A 22,742-nucleotide genomic window follows, 5' to 3' on the forward strand; every position below is an offset into this window, starting at 1 on the left:
TCAATAAGTAACGCAATGAATCATGGCAGCAAAAATACCAAGTAACATAACGTTAAAGTTACAAAATGAAAAAATTCACTTTTTATGTAATCTGGTCTAGCGGCGGTGGGGTCTGAAGGCCGTTCTGTGGTGAGAGGTATCCATGCAGGGGTACACTGTCGTCCACCTTCTCTGGCGGCGTCGACAACTGTCCCATTTAAGGCGTTCCAGAATCAAAATTTTCTGCTGTGAGCCCGGTTAGACTCAGAGGACGTGAGAGGCTGAAGAAGGCGAAGCCCTATGTTAAACACACGAAGCCATGTGCAGGGCATTCCTGCGTTCACTGGGGTAATCGGGCAGGCGGTAAGCTTATCCTTGCCGTACATGGCTATTTTTCCCATTAAAGAAGATCAATGCATTGAGATTCTGGCATCTGAGGCTGTAAAAGCGGGATATAGCATACTGAGTTTCGATCTTCCTGCTCATGGTGAAAGGCGTCATGTAGAGTCTGAATACCATGTAACATAAGCCGTTGATGACATTAAAATCACGCTTGCTTATGCTCAGAAACGATTCAGTGCAACGGCACTATTTGCCTGCAGCATTGGTGCCAGTTTTAGCATGATTGCAGCTCAGAAAATAAAAATAAGTCAGGCATTATTTCTTTGGCCTGTTATCAATCTCGACAGTCTCATCAGAAAAATGATGGTCAAGGCTGATGTTGATGAAAACCGGCTCAATCGCGAGAAGGTCATCATTGCTTCTGACGGCACGGTTTTTCGAGCCGATTATCTTGCGTATCTTCAGCAGCACCGGGTTTCGGGAGAAAACTTGCCCCTGAATATTATGGATGGAAGCCAGGACCAGATTGCCGATTTCAGTGCGGTTGTCACCTTTGCACACCGCCACAAAGCGGTACTGGCGACGGTGCAAGGGGCTGAACACAATTTTCATCACCCTCGGAGACATCAGGCGTTGAGGGCGTGGGTTCAGCGCATTTTACATAAGTGAGTTAATTATCTGAAACGTAAGGGTTTTGCGGATCCCGAACCCAGAATGTCACATCGCTTATCCAGTAAAGACTCAACGGAGGCGCGATTGCCTTTATCCCAGCCGCGACGGGTTGCCAGCAGGATGAACCCTTTTTCACCCGAGAACGTTGTCGGCACTAACGCCACGCCATATTCAGCCAGCATAGGCGGCGTCAGGCGAAAGTAGTGAGCAACGGACGCGATAGGGTAAATGCCCATCGCTGTAGGTTGAAGGACACGGCGAGCGTAATAAGTATGCGTTAAGAGCTTATCGGGCAGGGGATGCCACGCATCCTGAATATAGGGACGTTCAGCCCTTAACTGCCTGTAAACATCTTCTCGCAGGCAGGTGAGGTGGATATGTAGCTGATTCTGACTGCGGCCCCAGGCCGAGTTGATTGCCATGCCCAGCATGTCCTCCGGCACAGGCCTGCCGTATTGAGACATCAACTGATAACGCATCAGCCAGGCGTAGCCGAAATAATCTGGACGGCCAGGCATGAATAGCCACGGGCTTTCAATACCGGATACCGGAATCGTGGGAACCAGAATGAAATGATAGGGATAACGAGGGTTTTGAATAATGCTAAAACCCTGCCGTTTGCCCTCTGGAATATAGATTTGCTGACAGGGTGACGGGTGGCCAGTGTAGTGATAATTCACCATGCAAACGTTGTCCGTTACCGCCCATAATGCATCTGAGCGTGCGCATCCCGCCAGCGTGAGTGCCATTATAGTCAGTACCATCAGGCGAAAGAGCAGACTTAGCATAAACGCAGCCGTTCACTGTCAGGTACCGGCAACGTTTCACAACCTTTGATTTTTTTAACGCTCACCGCCCTTGCTGCCATATCGCCTTTGTCCTTACGTCTGAGCGGATTGGAATGCCTCTACGTTAGCGCCACTCCGTTATAAACACCATTGGGTTGACCAGAAAGTACTGAAATATTATGACCTAACCTGCCCATCCGATTCTGGCAGCACAGGTATAAACGTTATAATGACGTTATATTATCCGCCATATTCCATTACTCACCCTGCGAAAAAGCGATTAAATTCTCTCGCAATCAACGAATGGTTAACTGCGTTAGCGTGGTTAATAAAACATCCACTTTGGGCAGGAGCTGCTTACGCCGGGGCCAAATCACACTGAGTGGCAGCCCCTCGGGTTGCTGCTGCGGCAGTAAGATTTCCAGTTCACCACTGTCAACGGCGTTCTGTACCAGCCACGAGGGCATTTGTGCAACGCCTAATCCGGCAATTACTGCCTGTAGTTGTGCATCCACATCAGCCAGCGCCATGCGAAAGGGAACGTCCCGCCAGTACGAATGACCGTCTTTACCACTAAATAACCAGGGTTTTGGCGTGTTATCGGCCCGTTCATACAGAATGGCCCGATGCTGCATGAGTGCCTGTTCATTTTGCGGCCTTCCTTCGCGTTCCAGCCACGCTGGCGAGGCACAAAACACCATGCGTTCACGACCAATATGACGGCAGCCCATTGATGCGGGTAAATCATCTGAGCCGCCAATTCTGACCGCAACGTCAATGCCTTCATCAAACAGATCGATGAAGCGATCTGAAAAACTCATTCTCAATTCAAGCTCGGGATGCTGCTGACAAAACGGAATCAGCAACGGCATCACGTTCAGCCGACCATAAGTATGCGGCACGGCCAGTCTCAGACGGCCGGAAGGAATAATCCGTTGCGCAGCCAGGACGGCTTCTGCTTCGGCCAGCTCTTCCATGATGCGTAAGCAGGTTTGGTAATAGGCGCTGCCCGCATCCGTCAGTTGCAGTTTTCGCGTTGTGCGTTCGAGCAGGCGCGAGCCCAGTCGCATCTCCAGTCGGCTAACGCTTTTACTGATGGCAGAACCCGTGACATGTAAACGGGCAGCCGCAGCGGTAAAACTCCCGCTTTCTACACTGGCCACAAAAGGAACAATGTCTTTAAGACGCTGATCGTGCATGATTGATGAACTCAGGTTGATAATGATGTGAATTATTACCCAAAATAGGAATGAAATTCTCTATTACGCTTAGCATTACGCAAAAAGAGGAGAATTAACATGCAAAAGCAGGCTTTGATTGTTGGAATCAGTGGTGTGATTGGTCGAGCGTTAGCAGAAAGGCTAAATAACGAAGGCTGGCAGGTCAGCGGGTTGTCACGGGGCCGCAGCGCGGTACCTGAGGGCTGCAGCAACCTCACCGCAGATTTAACCGATCCTGAAGCGGTAAAAACGGCATTGAAAGCGGTCAAACCTGATGCAGTGTTCTTCAGCGTCTGGGCGCGCCAGGACAGTGAAAAAGAGAATATCCGCGTCAATGGCGGCATGATCCGCAACGTTATTGAAGCGCTTGGCGAACGCCTCCAGGGCGCACATGTGGCGCTGGTGACAGGCCTTAAGCACTATCTGGGGCCATTTGAAGCTTACGGCAAAGGCGCTGTGCCGGTCACGCCTTTCCGCGAAGAGCAGGGTCGTCAGCCGGTAGACAACTTCTATTATGCCCAGGAGGATGAAGTCTTCGCTGGCGCCGAAAAATATGGCTATCGCTGGAGCGTCCACCGTCCGCATACCATCATTGGCTATGCGCTCGGAAATGCCATGAACATGGGGCAGACTCTGGCCGTTTACGCCACCTTATGTAAAGAAAAAGGCTGGCCGTTTATCTTCCCAGGCTCACCCGAGCAATGGAATGGCGTGGTGGATATGACCGACGCCGGTCTTCTGGCTGAGCAACTTGAGTGGGCGGCGACCAGCCCGGCCGCGGCAAATCAGGACTTCAACGCGGTAAACGGTGACGTTTTCCGCTGGAACTGGATGTGGCCAAAACTGGCGGCGTATTTTGGTCTTGAGGCTGCCGCTTATCCGGCGAAAATGATGCCGCTTGACGGGCGCATGCAGGAGGCGGCCAGCGTATGGCAGGCGCTTGCTCAGCGTGAAAACCTGCGTGAACAGGATATCACGCGTCTGGCCTCATGGTGGCACACCGACGCGGATCTGGGGCGACCCATGGAAGCCTTCACCGACATGAGTAAAAGTCGCAAGGCGGGCTTTACCGGTTACCGGAGCACTCTGGATTCCTTCACTCAGCTTTTCGATAAGCTGAAGCATGAGAAAATCATTCCTTAATCATGTCCTGGAGCGCCCCGACGGGCGCTCATTACCGCTGCGCTTATTGTCTATACTGATATCTGACTTTTTCAAAGGAGCAGGACGATGACGACATGTTTTATTATTGGCGCGGCGGGCAACGTTGGCTCTCATCTGACGAAACAGCTCAGCGCTAAGCAACATGCGGTTTCTGCACTGCATCGTAAATCTGAGCAGGCCGAAGCACTTAAATCCGCCGGAGCGGTTCCCGTGGCGGGGGATCTCCAGAAGCTGACCGTGGATCAACTGGCGCAGAAAATGGCCGGCCACGATGTGGTGATTTTTAGCGCTGGGGCGGGAGGCGCGGGTATTGAGCTGACCAACGCCATTGACGGCGAGGGGTCATCCCTGGCGGTTGCCGCAGCCGAAAAGGCCGGTGTGAAGCGGTTTTTGCTGGTTTCAGTCTTCCCGGATGCCGCACGTGGCGAAAAGACATCTGAAGGTTTCGAAAATTACATGCGCGTGAAGCGGCTGGCTGATGTTCGCCTGGTCGAAAGCCAACTCGACTGGGTAATTCTTCGTCCCGGTACGCTAACCAATGTGGCGGGCCGCGGCACCGTACGTGCAGATTTTGCGATTCCTTACGGGTCGGTCCCGCGTGAGGATGTGGCCGCCACGCTGGTGGCTCTGGTCGAAACACCGCAAATTTCGCGCAAAATTATTGAGCTGACCGAAGGCGACGAAAGCATAAGCGACGCCATGTTCCGTCTGCAACGATGATAAAAAAACGGCCCCTGTAACGGGGCCGTTTTTTCATGTTTTCCGCCGCGTGTTTATTTCACACAGCGCGAGCAGTGCTCACGTTCGATATGCTGGAAGAAGTCATTTCCTTTGTCATCCACCAGGATAAAGGCCGGGAAATTTTCGACCTCTATTTTCCAGATAGCTTCCATCCCCAGTTCGGCATACTCCACGCACTCCAGACTCTTGATGCTCTGCTGCGCCAGAACGGCAGCCGGACCACCAATGCTGCCTAAGTAAAAACCGCCGTGCTTGTGGCAGGCATCGGTGACCTGCTGGCTACGGTTACCTTTTGCCAGCATGACTTTGCTGCCGCCATTCGCCTGCAAAAGATCGACATACGAATCCATGCGGCCTGCCGTCGTCGGGCCCAGAGAGCCAGATGCGTAACCCTCCGGTGTTTTGGCCGGACCCGCATAATAGACAGGGTGATCTTTAATGTACTGCGGCAAGCCTTCGCCGTTATCAATGCGTTCTTTTAGTTTGGCATGGGCAATGTCACGCGCAACGATGATGGTCCCGGTCAGGGACAAACGTGTCGAAACCGGGTATTCCGAAAGCTGGGCAAGGATGTCATTCATCGGGCGATTCAGGTCGATGTGGACCACTTCGCCTTCACCTTGCTTGCGCAGTGCCTCAGGGATATAACGCCCAGGATTGGCTTCCAGTTTTTCAATCCAGATACCCTCGCGGTTGATTTTAGCTTTGATATTGCGGTCAGCGGAGCACGAAACCCCCATGCCAACCGGGCAGGATGCGCCGTGGCGAGGCAAACGCACTACGCGGATATCATGTGCAAAATATTTGCCGCCGAACTGTGCTCCCAGCCCAAGCTGCTGCGCCGCTTCCAGTAACTCCTGCTCAAGCTGAACATCACGGAACGCCTGACCATGCTCGTTACCTTCTGTAGGTAAACCATCATAGTAGTGAGTCGATGCCAGCTTGACGGTTTTCAGCGTACTTTCGGCAGAGGTGCCGCCAATGACAAAGGCGATATGGTAGGGAGGACAAGCCGCAGTACCCAGCGTACGCATTTTATCGACCAGATAATTTTTCAGCTTGCCGGGGCTGAGCAGTGCTTTGGTTTCCTGATACAAATAGGTTTTATTGGCGGAACCGCCGCCTTTGGCGATGCAAAGGAATTTGTATTCATCACCGTCCACGCTGTAGAGGTCAATCTGCGCCGGAAGATTGGTGCCGGTGTTCACTTCTTTATACATATCCAGCGCGGCATTTTGGGAGTAACGCAGGTTATCTTCAATATAGGTATTGTAGATACCTTGCGACAGCGCGGCTTCGTCACCGCCACCGGTCCACACTCGCTGGCCTTTTTTGCCCATGATGATGGCGGTGCCGGTGTCCTGGCAGGTTGGCAAGACACCTTTAGCGGCGATCTCGGAGTTTCGTAAGAACTGCAGTGCGACGTATTTATCGTTATCGCTGGCTTCAGGGTCAGCCAGAATTGACGCAACCTGCTGCTGGTGGGCCGGGCGCAACATAAAAGACGCATCATGAAAGGCCTGCTGGGCCAGCAGCGTCAATGCCTGTGGGTCCACTTTTAATATGGACTGGCCGTCAAACTCAGCCACGGAAACGTGGTCGGGGCTAAGCAAATAGTATTCGGTGTCCTCGTGGGCAAGAGGAAAGGGGTTCTGATAAAAAAAAGGTTTGTTCGACATAGTATCTCACTTAATGACGTGCTGGCTCCGTTAACGCAGGCTGACAGGAGCAACATCAAAGGCGAATGAGTTGTTTATTATGCTTGCCAGCCATAAGCACAGGCTGGCAAGTGTTGGCATGTTATCGTATGACGCGTCGAAATGCATTTGACACAATCAGAACATCCACACCATCCAGGGGTAGGCGATGAGCATCATAGCAATCAGGAAGATAGCGCCAAAGATGGTGCCCAGACGCCAGTAATCTTTCGTAGGTAAATAGCCGCTGCCGTAATAAATAGGGCTTGGGCCGGTACCGTAAGGGGTGATAATCCCCATCACACCCAGTGAAGTACACAGCATCAGGCAAAACACGGGCATGTTAATACCTGGAATGGAAGCGGCAATGGTTAACATCGCAGGCAGCAAGGCGGTCGTATGCGCGGTGGTACTGGCAAACAGGTAGTGCAGCAGGAAGAAGGCAATCAACAGCACCACAGCCGACACTTGAGGATCGTATCCCTGCAGTAACATTCCCCCTTCTTTGCCCAGCCAGGCGATAAAGCCTACGCGGGCTAAACCATCGGCCAGCGCAACCAGTGTGGCAAACCAGGCAAAGGTGTTCCAGGCGGCTTTATTGCTGGTGATGTCGTTCCAGTTAAGTACCCCGGTCCACAGCATCAGGATAATCACCAGCAGAGCGGCCATGGCCGGTTCGACCCAGGCCGTGGCAAAAATCCACATCAGTAGCGCACAGACAACAAACACCAGTAACAGGATTTCATTGCGGGTCAACTTACCCAGTTTTTCCAGCTCAGCAATCGCCCAGCGAGGCACTTCATCATTCACCTTCACTTCAGGCGGATAGAACCAGTACGCCAGCAGCGGCATGGTCAGAATCAACAGCAGGCCCAGTGGCAAAAAGGCAAGGAACCACATTCCCCATGAAATATCAAAACCAATGACGCTTTTAACCAGCGCAAGGGCGAGCAGGTTGGGCGCCAGGGCGGACAGGAACATGGAGCTGGTGATACAGGCAGCGGTGATAGCAACCCACATCAGATAAGATCCAATTTTACGCGCGCTGGGGTCATTGGGTTTTGAACCATAAAGCGGCGGCAGATTGGCAATGATGGGATAAATGGTACCGCCACTGCGGGCCGTGTTCGACGGGGTGAAAGGGGCCAGCAGCAAATCCGCGAAGGTGATGGCATAGCCGAGGGTTAAACTCCGGCGGCCCAGGTATTTCACCAGAATTAATGCCAGACGGCGGCCGAACTGGGTCTTGTCATAGCCCGCAGCGAACATGAATGCGCCAAAAATCAGCCAGACGGTTGAGTTACCGAAGCCGCTGACCGCCCATTTAAATGACTCACTCGCCACTTTAAATTTGGGGTTGGCCAGTTCTGCCGGGCTAAAGAGCAGGAACTGGCTGAACAGGGCGATGACAACGACGCCGGTCAGACCAATCACTGCGCCGGGCAAGGGTTCAAAAATCAGCCCGACGATGACGCCGACGAAGATGGCAAAGAAGTGCCATGCATAAGGTTCAAGACCCGCTGGCACGGGGACGAGTAACAACAGGACGGCGACCAAAACCGGCAAAAGGAGCATAAGTGCTTTATTTTTGCCCGCAGCTGCAGGGGCTGCTTTTGGAGGCTCTTTGACGTTTGATAGTGTTTTCATAGTATTTTTCTACGTGTTAAGGATAATTCGAGCAGCGTCCCGGCAATTCGTCCATAGGGACTTCTTTATTCTAAATTATGAGAATAAACCGTGATGCCTTATAATTTTTTAACTTGTCCTCTGGTGCGATGGAGGCATTTATAAAAGATCATGTGGATATGATGCGATTAATTAAAAACAGAATATTGATCCAGATCAAGTAAGTTAAAATATACGATTAAATTTTTAACAACTAAATTATTAATAACCAAAAGTTAAATATTTAAACTGCAATAATAAGGGTTTTAAGCCTTGACATGGCAAGGGTAAGCAACAAAACTACGTGTTTAAGTTTTTGTTTTTATTATATTATTTTTAATTTTATAATTCTCATTGATTTTCTTTAACTATTGATTAACAATAAATATACATCACGATCCTGCTTTAATCAAATAGTAAGCATGAAATATTTAAAAGTTAAAAAACTAAAATTATAACTTATGAAACTAAAATAATTGGTATATTAGCGTTATGACATCGGACCACTTATTTATTAATAAAAAAGCGTCCGCACAGAATTCCCGAGTTTTGAATTTTTGGAGTTAATCGCAATGAATACACTCACCCCCATTCTCAATCCCATTACGTTGCCGCGTGGCGCGGTTTTAAAAAATCGCCTGATCATGGCACCCATGACAACCTGCACCGGTTTTTATGACGGAACGGTCACCAGTGAACTGGTTGAATATTATCGTGCCCGTGCTGGCAGCATCGGAACGGTCATTGTTGAATGCTGTTTTATCGATCCAAAAGGTCCCGCGTTTCCAGGGGCTATAGCCATCGACAGCGACAACAAAATTCCGGGCCTAAAGCGAATTGCTGACGCCATCAAGCAGGAAGGTTCGACAGCGATTTTGCAGATCTATCACGGCGGCCGCATGGTTGAGCCTGAGCTGATAGGGGGAAAAACCCCTGTCGCCCCAAGCGCCATTGCCGCACCTCGTGAGGGTGCCACGACGCCGCGCGCGCTAACGGCAGAAGAAGTGGATACCATGATCACTAAATTTGGTGACGCCGTTAACCGCGCCATTAAAGCCGGATTTGATGGCGTTGAAATTCATGGCGCAAACACCTATCTGATACAGCAATTTTACTCACCCAATTCCAATCAACGCGATGACAAATGGGGCGGCAGTCGCGATAACCGTGCCCGCTTTCCGCTGGAAGTCCTCGAAATTACCCATAAAATGGCCGCGCGATTTGCACATAACGGGTTCATCATCGGCTATCGTTTTTCCCCTGAAGAACTTGAAGTCCCGGGCATCCGTTTCGATGACACCCTGTACCTACTGGAAAAGCTGGCGGCACGCGGGCTCGATTATGTCCACTTTTCTGTTGGGCAGCTTATGCGCCCCTCTATCGTTGATACCACCGATCCAACCCCGCTGATTGAGAAGTTTATTAACATGCGGTCCCCAACGCTGGCGAAAGTGCCGGTCATTGGCGTTGGCGGTGTGGTAAACAAAGAAGATGCGGAAAAAGCGCTGGAAAAAGGCTATGACCTGGTTGCGATTGGTAAAGCCTGCATCGCTTATCCCGACTGGACAGATCGCATTATCAATAATGAGCATCTTGAACTTTACATCGACAGTAACCAGCGTGAAGCGTTATTGATCCCTGAACCGCTGTGGCGTTTCTCGCTGGTTGACGCCATGATTCGCGATATGAGTGAGTCGGGACGCAAATACAAAGCCGGTGTTTATCAGGAAAAAGTTGAGGCTGAAGCGCTTAAGCTGAAGATCAACGTCACGCTGGATACCGACCGTATTACAGATATCTCGCTGGTACCGGACGACACGCTGGACGTTGACTTCACTACCACCTTCGAAAGCCTGCGTAATCGTATTCTGGTGGCTAACAGCCCACACGTTGATGCTATCACCGGCGCGACCACGCAGAGTGAGGCCCTGAAAAAAGCAGTATCGCGTGCAATGACCACTTCAAATAAAGCCCATGTGATTGAAGAGGGCGGTAATCCCAATGCACCGCAACAGTATGATGTGGTGGTCGTGGGAAGCGGCGGTGCCGGTCTGGCCGCGGCCATTCAGGCGCATGATGAAGGTGCCAAAGTGGTTGTCATTGAGAAAATGCCCACTATCGGCGGTAACACGATCAAAGCATCCGTAGGGATGAACGCCGCCGAGACGCGTTTTCAGAAACTGAAAGGTATCGAAGACAGCAAAGAACTGTTTTATGAGGAAACGCTCAAGGGCGGTAAGTACAAAAACAACCCGACCCTGCTGCGCGAGTTCGTTGATTTGGCGCCTGAAGCCATTGACTGGCTGGCCGATCACGGTATCGAACTGAATGACATCACCATCACCGGCGGCATGAGCATTGATCGTACGCACCGTCCTGCCGACCGCTCGGCCGTTGGCGGCTTCCTGATCAGTGGGTTAGTGAAAAATATCAATAACCGTAATATTGACGTCCTGCTTGAAACCGCCGTAGAGGAAATTTTGTTCGACAACGGCGCGGTCAGCGGTGTCAAAGTGGTGGATGAATACAACGACAGCCGTATTCTCAATGCGAAAAGCGTCATCGTCGCAACAGGTGGCTTCAGCGCCAACCGGGAAATGGTGGTGAAATACCGCCCTGAGCTGGATGGCTTTGTCACCACCAACCATAAAGGGGCCACTGGCGCAGGCATTGCGATGCTGCAAAAAATTGGTGCAGATACCGTGGATATGGGCGAGATTCAGATTCACCCAACGGTTGAGCAAACCACATCCTATCTGGTGTCAGAGTCTATTCGTGGCGGTGGGGCCATTCTGGTCAGCCAGGCGGGACAGCGCTTCTGTAATGAGATGGAAACCCGCGATAAAGTTTCTGCGCAGATTATTGCACTGCCGGAGAAAAGCGCCTGGATTGTCTTCGATGAGCAGGTTCGTATGAATAACAAAGCGGCCGATGAGTATATTGCCAAAGGATTTGTCGTCAGCGCGCCAACCGTAGGCGAGCTGGCGGTGAAACTGAATATGGAACACCGGACGCTGGAAGAAACGCTGCATCGCTATAACGGCTTTGTGATACAGCAGAAAGACGCGGACTTCGATCGTCAGACCGCGCTGCGTCATCCGTTGAACGAGGGCCCTTTCCATGCGATCCGCATCGCGCCCGGTGTTCACCACACAATGGGTGGCGTCACCATTGATACCACCACAGCCGTGCTCGATAGCCATAAACAGCCAATCCACGGTGCCTGGGCGTGCGGTGAAGTTGTCGGCGGGATCCACGGTGCAAACCGTATCGGTGGTAACGCGGTTGCGGACATCATCATCTTTGGTATTCTGGCAGGTGCCAACGCTGCGGCGTTAGCCAAACGCTAGTCGTCACCGCCGGCATCTGCCCGCATGCAGGTGCCGGTTTTATTCCCTCCCAGAGCGGTGTCGCTTATGCAAACCGAGTCGCAAGTCTGTGCTTATTCCGCCGTCCTGATGGGATCGCCCATTCTGCTTAAGCTATTCGAGCACGACGAAAAGCTTGCGGCACAGGCTTTCAGATTAATCAAACAGTACGAAAATCTGCTGACGGTTAACCGGACGCACTCCGAAGTGATGGCGATTAACCATGCTGCCGGTCAGCATCCCGTGAGCGTCAGTCAACCCGTCTTTGATTTAATTCAGCGCGCACTTAACGTCAGTCTGTTACCAGACAGCAGTTTTAATCTCACGATTGGCCCGCTGGTGAAATGCTGGAAAATTGGCTTTCAGGGTGACTGCGTTCCTGCGCGGGAGACAATACTGGCAACGTTGCCCTTAACCTGTCCTGAAAATGTCCAGCTTGATGCGGACACGCGTTCGGTGTTTCTGAACAAAACGGGGATGGAAATTGATCTGGGTGCCATCGCCAAAGGCTACATTGCCGATCGGGTGCAGGCTTTTTTGCAGCAGCAGGGCGTCGATAGTGCGTTGATTAACCTTGGCGGCAACGTGCAAACGTTAGGCGCACCTCGTGATGCGCCGCAGCAGGGATGGGCAATTGGTCTGAAAACCCCTTTTGCGGCCCAGGATGCCCTGATTGGGGTCATTCATGTTGTGAACAAATCCGTGGTGACGTCCGGGATCTACGAACGTTACTTCGAACAGGATGGCGTCTGTTATCACCATATTCTTGACAGACATACCGGCTATCCGCTGGATAATGAGCTGTATAGCGTGACCATTATTTCCGACCAGTCGATCGACGGTGATATTTATACCACGCTGATTTATGGCATGGGCGTTGAGAAGGGCATTGCGTATCTGAAAAGCCATCCTGATATTGAGGCTGTCTTCGTGACGCGCGACAAGCAGGTTATTTGCTCGTCACAACGTCACTTTCACTTCACCTTACTGGATAACCGCTTTCAGCTCCGTCATTGACAGTACTGGCGTAAAAGCGTGTGGTACTCCGGCTGCAGACGATAGCGATACACCGGACGTCCCGTGACGCCGTAGTGAATACTGGTAAACAAAATATTGCTCTGCGCCAGCCAAATCAGGTATTTACGGCACGATACGCGAGAAATATTCACCTCAGTGGCCAGCTCATCGGTAGAAAACTCGGTACCGGGGTGCGCATCAATCCACAAACACAGCGTACGTAATGTCTGCGGCGTCAGCCCTTTTGGCAGGCGTTTTGTCTCGCTGGCATTGGCCTGATTACCATGCAGCAGTTGATCCACATCGGCCTGCTGATAAAACTGATGATTATCCATCAGCCGTTTTTTCTGACGCCATCCGGTCAGCGCCTCTTCAAAGCGGGAAAACTGAAAGGGTTTTATCAGATAATCCACAACGCCGTAGTTCAGCGACGTTTTAATGGTCGCCGCATCGGCAGCGGATGAGATGATAATGACGTCAACCGGACGCCCCGCACTGCGCAGCTCTGGCAACAGGTCCAGTCCGTTTTCCTGCTGCATATAGATATCCAGCAAAATAAGATCAACGGGCGGATCTGTCTGCAACAGGCGCTCTTTGGCTTGCTGTAAGGTGGACGCGGTACCACAGCAGGTAAAACCGTCAATCTGCCCGATATAGCATCGGTTCAGTTCGGCCACCATGGCATCATCGTCTACGACTAACACATTGATCATTCGCTAATATTCCCTCTTTCCCACGGAAGCTGAACCAGAAACTGGGTATAAACGCCCGGTTCTGATTCTACGCTGACGTTACCGCCCAGACTTTCCGTTTGTTGCTTGAGTAAAAACAGTCCAACGCCACGATCTTCACCTTTGGTAGAGACGCCGCGTTCGAAAATGGCGGCGAGCTGATCGGCAGGAATACCGGGGCCATCGTCACTGACCTCGCACGACAGCCAGCCGTTTTGATAATGCAGCATGACATGGATTTCCCCATCCATTTCCGGATCAAGCGCTTCCAGCGCGTTTTCAATCAGATTGCCCAGTACCGTGATAAGTGCTGCGATTTGCTGTTCACTGCCGTTGTCGGGCAGATAGCTGGCTTCGCTCAGGATCAGCTGGTGGCCTTCATCTGTTACGCGGTTAATTTTGCTCAACAGGAAGCCTGCAATAACAGGCGACTTAATCTTCTGTAGCAGCGAACCTATTTCCGTTTGATAGTTATTGGCCGTTTTAAGGATGTACTCTTCCATCTGCGCATAGTTTTTCATGTGCAGCAGACCAAGAATCACATGCAGCTTGTTCATGAATTCATGGGATCGCTCCCGCAGTGCATCGACATAGTTTACCATGCCGTCGAGACGCTGCATTAGCTGGCTGATTTCTGTTTTATCCCTGAATGTGCTCACTGCCCCAATAATACTGTCACGACTGCGCACCGGCACGGTGTTACTGATCAGTATTTTGCCGCGTACGTTCAGCTCTTCGTCATAAGAGGTTTTGCCTTCGTGCAATGCATCGCGTAAATGCGTCAGCATCTGTGCATTTTCCGGCACGCGGTCACCGCTCAGAAACGCTTCGCGGGTGGTTTCTTTTAACAGCTGCTGCGCAGCCTGATTAATCAGGCTGACGCGGGATTGATCGTCAACCGCAATCACACCTTCTTTAATCGAATCGAGAATAGCCTGACGCTCTTCAAACAAGCTGGAAATCTCATACGGCTCTAATCCCAGTAAGATGTGCTTTAAGCGTTTCACTAAGATTAATATGCCGAGCATGCCAACCAGCCCGCCAAACAGCACGGTCCAGAGAATATTCCAGCGGCTTTTCGCAATTTGCGCCGCGACGTCATTCACCGAGATCCCAATTGCCACCACGCCAATTTGCTGATGCGCCTGATTGAAAACGGGCGTAAATACCCTGAGCGCCTCAACCAGTACGCCATGATTCACCGCGACATTCTCCCTGCCGCGTAACGCCGGTTTAATATCGTCCCCGACAAAGTGCTGATTAACCACTTCAGGGTTTGGATGAGAGAAGCGAATACCGCGCATGTCGGTGACGACGACAAACAGCAAATCGTTACGTTTTCGCGTTGCCTGCGCGATCGGCTGAATGATGGTGCTTCCGTCTGGCCGCGTCAGGGCCTGCTGAATCTCCGGGCTGTCGGCCAGAGTGCGCGCCACCGCCATCGCTTTATCTTTCAAATGCGAACGGGTGAAGTTATCGATCTGGATGTAATAAAGCAGATGGACGCTTAATATTACGGTCATCAGCACGGCCGCCATCATCAATGACGACAGGGTGCTGAGCTTCATTGGGCGCTTCTTTAACGATCGTTGTGGCCGGGAGTCATTCATAGTCAGCATCAGATGTGTTGAGGTACGCGTTGCAACATACGCGAAGTCGTCGCACCAGTACAGTTTGCGCCTGAAATCCAGTAAATTAAGCAGGTTAACGTGCTTTTAACCGTGGATATCTGGCATGATGACGGACAACGCCTGTAAATCATACTGACAGCATGGCAGGTAAATCAGAGAGTGCTGGACAAAATGTATGTGTGAATCGACATATTCGTTTTCGCGCCGGTAAGCATTACGCCAGGTTGCGCTTGCAGAGTCAGGACAGATGAAGAAAAAAAACAGTACACCCACGCCTCACGATGCCACCTTCCGCCAGTTTCTTACGCAGCCAGAGATTGCGCGTGATTTTATGGAACTGCACCTGCCTGCGGAATTACGGGCCGTGTGCGATCTCAGCACGTTAAAACTCGAATCCGGATCTTTCGTTGAAGATGATCTACGCCAATATTTCAGCGACGTGTTGTACAGCCTGAAAACCGCACAAGGCGATGACGGCTATGTTCACGTCCTGATTGAACATCAGTCCTCACCGGATAAGCACATGGCATTCAGGCTGCTGCGTTATGCCGTGGCGGCGATGCAGCGCCACCTTGAAGCCGGCCATAAAAAATTGCCGCTGGTCATCCCTGTCTTGTTCTATACCGGGAAACGTCGTCCTTATCCTTATTCCACGCGCTGGCTGGATGAATTTACCGATCCTGCGCTGGCCAACCGGCTCTATAGCACGGCTTTTCCGCTGGTGGATGTCACGATTATTCCTGACGAGGAGATTGCAGAGCACCGCAGTATGGCCGCGCTAACCCTGCTTCAGAAACATATCCACCAGCGCGATTTAGCGGAGTTGGTTGATAAGCTTGTCCCGGTCTTACTGGCGGGCTATCTTTCTTCATCACAGGTCGTATCACTGATACACTATATCGTGCAGGCGGGAGAAACCGCCGACGCCGAAGCATTGGTAAGAGAACTGGCACATCGCGTGCCGCAACACGGAGACGTACTGATGACCATTGCGCAGCAGCTCGAACAAAAAGGCATGGAAAAAGGCATGGAAAAAGGCATCCAACTGGGTCGCGAAGAAGGCCGCTCAGAGGGAGAGCGCGAAGCGACGCTGAAAATCGCCCGCACTATGCTTCAAAGCGGTCTTGACCGTGAGACGGTTATGAAGATGACTGGTCTGAGTGAAGACGAACTGGCGCTGATTCGCCACTAATCCATGTCCCTGAAGGCGTATCGCTCAGGGACATCAGGTTGCGTGTACTGCCCATACTTTTTCGTCAACCGCCTCATCCTGTTCCGTGCATGTTAATGCACGTTTGTCGCAGTAAATAACCCCACTTTCCGGTCAGGCGCCGCCATTTCCGTTTATTCGTCGCACAGAGAATATTTGTGTTAGGGCATTGTATATTTCGAAACGCCCCTTTATTGTGTGGTTAAAATATATCGATAACAAAGTTAATCTTTTGTAACTAAATTAACTGCAAAACCCTGTCTTTTAATTTTTTAACTATTTTCATATTAACTACGAAATAACAATATTTTAAAGTTTCGGAACTTTTTTTAACTAGTTCTCCACGAAATCGTAGATCCCTAATGATTAAATCAACTAAATTTGTACCTGCACTGTCGCTTGCAGCGTTACTCGTTTCTTCAGTGACCCACGCTGAAAATTCACCAGAAAAAACAGATGTTCTGCTGATTGGCGGCGGTATCATGAGCGCCTCTCTGGGCACCCTGCTGGAAGAGCTGCAACCGGGCTGGAAACAGATCATGGTTGAGAAACTTGATGGCGTAGCGCTGGAATCCTCTAACGGCTGGAACAACGCCGGTACCGGCCACTCAGCCAACATGGAACTGAACTACACGCCAGAGCGTGCAGACGGTTCTATTGACGTGACCAAAGCGCTGGAAATCAACGAAGCCTTCATGATTTCTCGTCAGTTCTGGAGCTCTCAGGTTAAAGACGGCGTGTTAAATAATCCGCGTTCGTTCATTAACTCAACGCCGCACATGAGCTTTGTCTGGGGCGATAACGTTGATTATCTGACGAAACGCTATGCCGCACTGCAGAAAACTGTGCTGTTCCAGGGCATGAAGTTCTCAACCGATCACAAGCAGATCGCGCAGTGGGCGCCGCTGGTTATGGAAGGTCGCGATCCACAACAAAAAGTGGCTGCTACCTGGACGCCAGTAGGAACCGACGTTAACTATGGTGAAATCACCCGTCAGTTAATTGGCAGCCTGAAGAAGAACGATAATTTCCGCCTGGAAACCTCTTCGGAAGTGACCGATTTTAAACGTAACAGTGATAATTCCTGGCACGTTACCATTAAAGACGCCAAAAATGGCGGCGAACGTACCGTAGACGCGAAATACGTCTTTATCGGTGCAGGTGGCGGTGCGCTTAAACTGCTGCAAAAAACCGGTATTCCGGAAGCCGACAATTACGCAGGTTTCCCGGTAGGGGGATCCTTCCTGGTGACAGAGAATAGCGCGATTGCCGATCGCCATCTGGCAAAAGTGTATGGTCAGGCTTCCGTGGGTGCGCCACCGATGTCGGTTCCGCATCTGGATACCCGTTACCTTGATGGTAAGCGTGTCGTGCTGTTTGGACCTTTCGCAACGTTCTCAACCAAGTTCCTGAAAAATGGTTCGTTGTTTGATTTACTGAGCACAACGACCACCCACAACTTTATGCCGATGACCCACGTAGGCATGGATAACTTTGACCTGGTCAAATACCTGATCGGTCAGGTTATGTTGAGCGATGATGACCGTTTTGCCGCGCTGAAAGAGTACTATCCTGAAGCGAAGAAAGAAGACTGGAAACTGATTCAGGCCGGTCAGCGCGTGCAGATCATCAAAAAGGATGCGGATAAAGGCGGCGTGCTGAAACTGGGTACGGAAATTGTGACCGATCAGCAGAAAACCGTTGCCGCATTGCTGGGTGCATCGCCTGGCGCATCCACGGCTGCACCTATCGCAATCAATGTGATGCAGAAACTGTTCCCGGAACAATTCAAGTCAGCAGAATGGCAGGAAAAAATCCGTAAAATCGTTCCTGCTTACGGCCAGAAACTGAACGACAACCCTGCGCTCACGCAGCAGGTCTGGGATGAAACGGCAGCAACGCTGCAGCTGACCAAGCCGCCGGTTATTCAGATGGGCAATCAGCCAACTGAAGCGCCCGCTGCTAACAGCGAAAAAGCCCCAGCCTCGGCGAAGCACGATATGGCGCTGTAATACGGTCATCTGAACGAAACTAAGCCCGCGCCATCAGTGACGCGGGCTTTTTTTTGTTTAAAAGGGCGTTAACACGTTTTCAGGTTTTATCTTCGCGCCAGTTAGCCCAGGGATCATCACTGGCTGGGGGCGCAGAATCCGGCTGAGATTCACTCAGCGAAGCCAGATAGAGCGCTTCCACTTCTGCCCGCGCCCACGGCGTACGGCGTAAAAACTTCAGGCTGGACTTCACGCTGGGGTCGTTTTTAAAACAGTTAATATTGATGCGCTTACTCAGTTCAGGCCAGCCATACTGTGCGACAAGGCTGTTGACCTGCATTTCAAGCGTAACGCCATGCAGGGGATCTTTAGAGGCGTGAACGGTCATAGTCTTTCCGATAAATGCGGTAAAAAACCGATCCTGCAGTATGGTGCCTCAGGGTGCAAGCGCTGACTGAACATATTCGCTGTCTGTTCTAAAAATCTGCTGCACGCATTCCTGGGCTATCTGAGCGCGCTGTATCATTTCACTCTCTGCGCCTCACCGACTTCGGGAATAAAACAGACGAAGCTCACCTTTCGCCTTCCCCCGGTCACTGCCGGGCCCGTTACTCACAACGATCTACCCGGCAGGAATAACATCCCTGCCTGGCGTTATGGACCTGGATATAGCGCACCGTCGGGTGGCTAAAAAAGTGCGTTATCATTTCGTCTGCTGCTTTTCCTTCACAGACGTCTGCCTGGATCAGTAAATCTTGCGCATCAAAGCCCCGTAACGAAAGAAGCCGGTGCGTCATGACCGGGGGTAATGCATTAATGTAAATGCCCTGTTGGGTACAGTGCTCCCAGAGGTAGATCGCATGAGAACCATAATATGGCGTTCGGGCCGGTTGATAGAGATGATTAATCAGCAGCGCGGTTTCACCCGCCGGGATATCACGCAGTGAAATTCTGTCGGGATAGCCAGGAGCGTTTTCTACTTTCAGCCTCATTACGCCATGTTGTTTTAAATAGCGCTCGTCCTGTCCGAAAAGGTGAGTGAAAACATCGGCTTTCAGGCCTGAGATTTGATAGGTCATTGTGATCCTCCGGTTATCAACAGAAGGACGATAACGTTTCTGCGTCAGCCGTTCTCGCTGTTTTCGGCCACGGAGATGACCACGCCAGTGCTGCGCGATATCCCATAGGTGCTGCGCTTTTTCTTCGCCTTAAAGAGATCTGCAAACGGCAAGTCCATCAACGCCGTGACGTCCAAACAGATGATAACCTGTTGATTAAAGGGGCAGGGAGGCATTCAGAGGGAGGGTGCAGCGGACTCATGCGCCAGCAGCATGGGAAATAAAAGCGCTATGCCGGTGACACTGTCACCGGCATGATAAAGCACTTAGCGTAATGACTGGGCTGTTTTCTCAAGCAGTGCCAGCAGGACGGTAATATCTTCCAGCGTCACGGTTGGATTTAACAACGTCATTTTCATACAGGTAACGCCGTTATGCTCGGTCACGCCAACGTTGGCGCGACCTGATTCCAGCAGAGCATCGCCAATACGCTGATTGAACAGCGCAACGTCGGCATCGCTCCACTCCGCCATCTGTTGTGGACGATAACGGAACAGGACGCTCGCCAGTTGAGGTTTCATAACCAGTTCCAGCGCGTCGTGCTGCTCAACAAACTGCGCCACCTGCTGAGCCAGCGTTACGCCATGGTCGATAATGGCGGCGTACTGCTTCTGACCGAGGGCTTCCAGCCCCATCCACAATTTCAGCGCATCAAAACGACGGGTGGTCTGCAACGATTTCGAAACCAGATTCGGCACGCCCTGTGCTTCATCAAACTCAGAGTTCAGGTATGCCGCCTGATAGCGCATCAGCTCATAGTGACGGGCTTCTTTTAACAGAAAAGCACCGCAGCTGATGGTCTGGAAAAACTGTTTGTGGAAGTCCAGCGTAACGGAATCCACCAGGTCCAGCCCGTCCAGATAATGACGATACTTCTCTGACAGCAGCAATGCACCGCCCCAGGCCGCGTCAACGTGCACCCAGATTTTCTGCTCTGCGGCCAGTTTGACGATATCACGCAGCGGATCGATAGCACCGGCGTCGGTGGTCCCTGCCGTCGCGACAATGGCCAGCACCTGTTCATTATTGGCTTTCGCCTGTGCCAGTTTGTCAGCCAGATCGGTCATGTCCATGCGTGCAAACTCATCGCATTTCACTAACGTCACGGACTGGTAGCCCAGGCCGAGCAGCGCCATGTTCTTCTGCACGGAGAAGTGGGCATTCTCTGAACAAAAGACTTTGATCTTTCTGAGATCGCCGATCAGCCCGTCCTGCTGAACAGAATGGCCCTGACGGGCAAAGAAGGCATCACGCGCCAGCATCAGCCCCATCAGATTGCTCTGGGTGCCGCCGCTGGTGAACACACCGGCATCGCCTGCCTGATAACCCACCTGTGAACGCAGCCATTCAATCAGCTTCATTTCAATCAGGGTGGCAGAAGGCGCCTGATCCCAGGAATCCATACTCTGGTTCGTCGCGTTAATCAGCACCTCGGCAGCCTGGCTAATGACCAGACTCGGGCAGTGCAAATGCGCCACACACTGTGGGTGATGGACCGACAGACTGTCTTTCAGGAAATACTCAATCGCGCGCTCAATGGCGGCCTGGTTGCCCAGGCCCTCGGGATTAAAGTCCAGTTGGATACGTTCGCGCAGTTCACCAACTGTTTTACCCTGATACATTTCAGGCTGTTCCAGCCACTTAACCACTGCCGCACTGCTTTGTGCGATAGCCTGCTGGTAAGCCTCAGTGCTTTGCGCTGAGGACGCCAGAATCGGATTTGACCGTGACATCGAATTTACTCCACTCAAACTGCTTCGACGCCAGCGGCAAGCAGGGCGCTTTCGAACTTATCCAGGAAAACCTGCATTTCGTCATGATTGATCAACAGGGAAGGCAGCAGACGCAATACGCAACCGTGACGTCCCCCGCGCTCAAGGATCAGACCGTTTTCAAAGCATTTCTTCTGAACCAGAGCCGATAAATCGCCATCGGCCGGGTAGCAGCCCATATGATCCTGCGCTTCGTTCGGCTTGACCATTTCAATACCGATCATCAGGCCAAGACCGCGAACGTTACCGATGGCAGGATAACGTTTCTGCAGTTCGGCAAGTTTGCCTTTCAGCCACTCACCTTTTTCAGCGACGCTGCCAGCGATGTTGTTTTCTTTCAGCAGCTTCAGCGTGGTCAGGCCGGTTGCCATGGCCAGTTGGTTGCCACGGAATGTCCCGGTGTGGTGGCCAGGTGACCAGGCATCAAACTGCTTTTTGATCCCCAGCACGGCAAGCGGCAAACCGCCGCCGACGGCTTTTGACATTACAATGATATCGGGCTCAATACCGGCATGCTCGAACGCAAAGAATTTACCAGTGCGGGCAAAACCTGCCTGAACTTCATCCAGAATCAGCAGAATACCGTGTTCCTGGGTAACTTTACGGATGCGCTGCAGCCATTCAGCCGGGGCAGGGTTCACGCCGCCTTCACCCTGAACTGCTTCGAGGATCACGGCCGCAGGTTTGCGCACACCACTTTCAACGTCGTTGATCAGGTTTTCGAAGTAGTAGGTCAGCGCTTTTACGCCCGCGTCACCACCAATGCCCAGCGGGCAACGGTACAGGTGCGGATAAGGCATAAACTGTACTTCAGGCATCATGCCGTTAACGGCTTCTTTCGGTGACAGGTTACCGGTGACAGAAAGCGCACCGTGCGTCATGCCGTGATAACCCCCGGAGAAGCTGATCACCCCTGAACGGCCAGTATGTTTCTTCGCCAGCTTGATAGCGGCTTCAACGGCATCCGCGCCGGAAGGACCGGTGAATTGCAGGCAGTATTCTTTGCCCTGACCCGGTAACAGGGAGAGCAGGTATTCTGAAAACGCATCTTTGAGTGGCGTGGTCAGATCCAGAGTATGTAACGGCAAGCCGCTGGTAATGACATTTTGGATGCTTTGCAGTACGTCAGGGTGATTATGACCTAACGCAAGCGTTCCGGCACCGGCAAGACAGTCAAGATACTGTTTGTTCTCGACGTCTGTGATCCAGACACCATTAGCTTTGGCAATCGCTAATGGTAATTTACGCGGATAACTTCGAACATTTGATTCAAACTCGGCCTGGCGGGCCAGATAAGACTCATTGTTACCGTTTAATGTATTCGCATTCAAACTATCAATACGGACTTTATCCGTCATCATATCTCTCCTACAACCGGGCGTGGCATCACGCTGCAGTTGGATAAGTGAATAAAATTTAGAGCTAGTGTTAAAAACGCGGCCAATATATTGGTTTTTATCACAGGACTCAATGATTAATTTTATGAGGATTTGTTAATGTATTTACTTTACAAACCAGCGACTTAGACCAAAATTAACGGTCAGGGCAGCCACTTTTATCAAAACCTGTAAACAATAAAGCGCCAAAAAACACCTGCTTATCGCATTTCGGCATCAGTCTGGGCGAGAAAAATAAA

Annotated in this window: 17 protein-coding genes; 7 read left to right on the forward strand and 10 right to left on the reverse strand. The window is 51.4% G+C overall.

What is annotated here, in order from left to right:
- Positions 1 to 600 precede the first annotated feature (600 nt).
- Positions 601 to 990: a hypothetical protein gene (locus NXS97_RS00820; RefSeq protein ID WP_246874141.1), complete on the forward strand. Its 390-nt coding sequence runs from the start codon at positions 601 to 603 to the stop codon at positions 988 to 990.
- A 5-nt stretch (positions 991 to 995) separates the two neighbouring features.
- On the opposite strand, the gene NXS97_RS00825 is transcribed toward NXS97_RS00820, so the two are convergent.
- Together NXS97_RS00825 and NXS97_RS00830 are read right to left on the reverse strand one after the other, a co-directional pair.
- Positions 996 to 1,781, reverse strand: a complete 786-nt coding sequence (locus tag NXS97_RS00825; RefSeq protein WP_014604678.1) for a CDP-diacylglycerol diphosphatase — start codon at positions 1,779 to 1,781, stop codon at positions 996 to 998.
- A gap of 296 nt (positions 1,782 to 2,077) precedes the next feature.
- Complete coding sequence (locus NXS97_RS00830) at positions 2,078 to 2,980, reverse strand: LysR family transcriptional regulator (RefSeq protein WP_013027955.1); 903 nt, start codon at positions 2,978 to 2,980, stop codon at positions 2,078 to 2,080.
- A 99-nt stretch (positions 2,981 to 3,079) separates the two neighbouring features.
- On the opposite strand from NXS97_RS00830, the gene NXS97_RS00835 reads away from it, so the two are divergent.
- Positions 3,080 to 4,144 carry an SDR family oxidoreductase gene (locus tag NXS97_RS00835; RefSeq protein WP_014333237.1) on the forward strand — a complete coding sequence of 355 codons (1,065 nt, stop codon included), beginning with the start codon at positions 3,080 to 3,082 and terminating at the stop codon, positions 4,142 to 4,144.
- 87 nt (positions 4,145 to 4,231) lie between these two features.
- Positions 4,232 to 4,885, forward strand: a complete 654-nt coding sequence (locus NXS97_RS00840; protein WP_105091969.1) for an SDR family oxidoreductase — start codon at positions 4,232 to 4,234, stop codon at positions 4,883 to 4,885.
- A 53-nt stretch (positions 4,886 to 4,938) separates the two neighbouring features.
- Here the strand turns inward: NXS97_RS00840 and fumA are convergent, their stop codons facing one another.
- Both fumA and NXS97_RS00850 read right to left on the reverse strand, forming a co-directional pair.
- Complete coding sequence (gene fumA, locus NXS97_RS00845; RefSeq protein WP_014598272.1) at positions 4,939 to 6,585, reverse strand: class I fumarate hydratase FumA; 1,647 nt, start codon at positions 6,583 to 6,585, stop codon at positions 4,939 to 4,941.
- 156 nt (positions 6,586 to 6,741) lie between these two features.
- Positions 6,742 to 8,250, reverse strand: coding sequence for a DASS family sodium-coupled anion symporter (locus tag NXS97_RS00850; protein ID WP_116220130.1), 1,509 nt, complete (start codon positions 8,248 to 8,250; stop codon positions 6,742 to 6,744).
- A 590-nt stretch (positions 8,251 to 8,840) separates the two neighbouring features.
- Here NXS97_RS00850 and NXS97_RS00855 point away from each other — a divergent pair.
- Together NXS97_RS00855 and NXS97_RS00860 are read left to right on the forward strand one after the other, a co-directional pair.
- A complete protein-coding gene (locus NXS97_RS00855; RefSeq protein WP_116220129.1) occupies positions 8,841 to 11,618 on the forward strand; it encodes a flavocytochrome c in 2,778 nt (925 codons plus the stop codon).
- A gap of 66 nt (positions 11,619 to 11,684) precedes the next feature.
- On the forward strand, positions 11,685 to 12,653 hold the full coding sequence (locus tag NXS97_RS00860; protein ID WP_028716071.1) for an FAD:protein FMN transferase: 969 nt from the start codon (positions 11,685 to 11,687) through the stop codon (positions 12,651 to 12,653).
- Here the strand turns inward: NXS97_RS00860 and dcuR are convergent.
- The gene (gene dcuR, locus NXS97_RS00865) at positions 12,647 to 13,366 is read right to left on the reverse strand and encodes a two-component system response regulator DcuR (RefSeq protein ID WP_013027948.1); all 720 of its coding nucleotides are present in this window, start codon (positions 13,364 to 13,366) and stop codon (positions 12,647 to 12,649) included. The two genes, NXS97_RS00860 and dcuR, sit on opposite strands and share 7 nt — an antisense overlap.
- Complete coding sequence (locus NXS97_RS00870) at positions 13,363 to 15,003, reverse strand: sensor histidine kinase (RefSeq protein ID WP_116220128.1); 1,641 nt, start codon at positions 15,001 to 15,003, stop codon at positions 13,363 to 13,365. Before NXS97_RS00870 ends, dcuR begins: the two co-directional genes overlap by 4 nt.
- Positions 15,004 to 15,262: 259 nt before the next feature.
- Here NXS97_RS00870 and NXS97_RS00875 point away from each other — a divergent pair, with 259 nt between their 5' ends.
- Both NXS97_RS00875 and mqo read left to right on the forward strand, forming a co-directional pair.
- On the forward strand, positions 15,263 to 16,207 hold the full coding sequence (locus NXS97_RS00875) for an Rpn family recombination-promoting nuclease/putative transposase (RefSeq protein ID WP_014333229.1): 945 nt from the start codon (positions 15,263 to 15,265) through the stop codon (positions 16,205 to 16,207).
- Between the two features lie 380 nt (positions 16,208 to 16,587).
- Positions 16,588 to 18,237, forward strand: coding sequence for a malate dehydrogenase (quinone) (gene mqo / locus NXS97_RS00880; protein ID WP_014598277.1), 1,650 nt, complete (start codon positions 16,588 to 16,590; stop codon positions 18,235 to 18,237).
- Between the two features lie 79 nt (positions 18,238 to 18,316).
- Here the strand turns inward: mqo and NXS97_RS00885 are convergent, their stop codons facing one another.
- The 4 genes from NXS97_RS00885 to NXS97_RS00900 form a co-directional block, all read right to left on the reverse strand.
- Positions 18,317 to 18,604 carry a VF530 family DNA-binding protein gene (locus NXS97_RS00885; protein ID WP_014333227.1) on the reverse strand — a complete coding sequence of 96 codons (288 nt, stop codon included), beginning with the start codon at positions 18,602 to 18,604 and terminating at the stop codon, positions 18,317 to 18,319.
- Between the two features lie 220 nt (positions 18,605 to 18,824).
- Positions 18,825 to 19,295, reverse strand: a complete 471-nt coding sequence (locus tag NXS97_RS00890) for a DUF1203 domain-containing protein (RefSeq protein WP_116220127.1) — start codon at positions 19,293 to 19,295, stop codon at positions 18,825 to 18,827.
- A 305-nt stretch (positions 19,296 to 19,600) separates the two neighbouring features.
- Positions 19,601 to 21,067: an aspartate aminotransferase family protein gene (locus NXS97_RS00895; RefSeq protein ID WP_116220126.1), complete on the reverse strand. Its 1,467-nt coding sequence runs from the start codon at positions 21,065 to 21,067 to the stop codon at positions 19,601 to 19,603.
- Positions 21,068 to 21,081: 14 nt separating this feature from the next.
- Positions 21,082 to 22,464 (reverse strand): diaminobutyrate--2-oxoglutarate transaminase, encoded by a 1,383-nt coding sequence (locus NXS97_RS00900; RefSeq protein ID WP_014598279.1) that lies wholly within the window; start codon positions 22,462 to 22,464, stop codon positions 21,082 to 21,084.
- Between the last annotated feature and the right edge of the window lie 278 nt (positions 22,465 to 22,742).

Source organism: Pantoea sp. B623 (assembly GCF_024814475.1).
GTDB classification, from domain to species: Bacteria; Pseudomonadota; Gammaproteobacteria; order Enterobacterales; family Enterobacteriaceae; genus Pantoea; species Pantoea ananatis.

Excerpts from the sequence above, each read along its gene's own strand:
- NXS97_RS00820 (WP_246874141.1), top strand. The coding sequence starts at position 601 with ATGATTGCAGCTCAGAAAATAAAAATAAGTCAGGCATTATTTCTTTGG.
- NXS97_RS00825 (WP_014604678.1), bottom strand. The coding sequence starts at position 1,781 with ATGCTAAGTCTGCTCTTTCGCCTGATGGTACTGACTATAATGGCACTC.
- NXS97_RS00830 (WP_013027955.1), bottom strand. The coding sequence starts at position 2,980 with ATGCACGATCAGCGTCTTAAAGACATTGTTCCTTTTGTGGCCAGTGTA.
- NXS97_RS00835 (WP_014333237.1), top strand. The coding sequence starts at position 3,080 with ATGCAAAAGCAGGCTTTGATTGTTGGAATCAGTGGTGTGATTGGTCGA.
- NXS97_RS00840 (WP_105091969.1), top strand. The coding sequence starts at position 4,232 with ATGACGACATGTTTTATTATTGGCGCGGCGGGCAACGTTGGCTCTCAT.
- fumA (WP_014598272.1), bottom strand. The coding sequence starts at position 6,585 with ATGTCGAACAAACCTTTTTTTTATCAGAACCCCTTTCCTCTTGCCCAC.
- NXS97_RS00850 (WP_116220130.1), bottom strand. The coding sequence starts at position 8,250 with ATGAAAACACTATCAAACGTCAAAGAGCCTCCAAAAGCAGCCCCTGCA.
- NXS97_RS00855 (WP_116220129.1), top strand. The coding sequence starts at position 8,841 with ATGAATACACTCACCCCCATTCTCAATCCCATTACGTTGCCGCGTGGC.
- NXS97_RS00860 (WP_028716071.1), top strand. The coding sequence starts at position 11,685 with ATGCAAACCGAGTCGCAAGTCTGTGCTTATTCCGCCGTCCTGATGGGA.
- dcuR (WP_013027948.1), bottom strand. The coding sequence starts at position 13,366 with ATGATCAATGTGTTAGTCGTAGACGATGATGCCATGGTGGCCGAACTG.
- NXS97_RS00870 (WP_116220128.1), bottom strand. The coding sequence starts at position 15,003 with ATGCTGACTATGAATGACTCCCGGCCACAACGATCGTTAAAGAAGCGC.
- NXS97_RS00875 (WP_014333229.1), top strand. The coding sequence starts at position 15,263 with ATGAAGAAAAAAAACAGTACACCCACGCCTCACGATGCCACCTTCCGC.
- mqo (WP_014598277.1), top strand. The coding sequence starts at position 16,588 with ATGATTAAATCAACTAAATTTGTACCTGCACTGTCGCTTGCAGCGTTA.
- NXS97_RS00885 (WP_014333227.1), bottom strand. The coding sequence starts at position 18,604 with ATGACCGTTCACGCCTCTAAAGATCCCCTGCATGGCGTTACGCTTGAA.
- NXS97_RS00890 (WP_116220127.1), bottom strand. The coding sequence starts at position 19,295 with ATGACCTATCAAATCTCAGGCCTGAAAGCCGATGTTTTCACTCACCTT.
- NXS97_RS00895 (WP_116220126.1), bottom strand. The coding sequence starts at position 21,067 with ATGTCACGGTCAAATCCGATTCTGGCGTCCTCAGCGCAAAGCACTGAG.
- NXS97_RS00900 (WP_014598279.1), bottom strand. The coding sequence starts at position 22,464 with ATGACGGATAAAGTCCGTATTGATAGTTTGAATGCGAATACATTAAAC.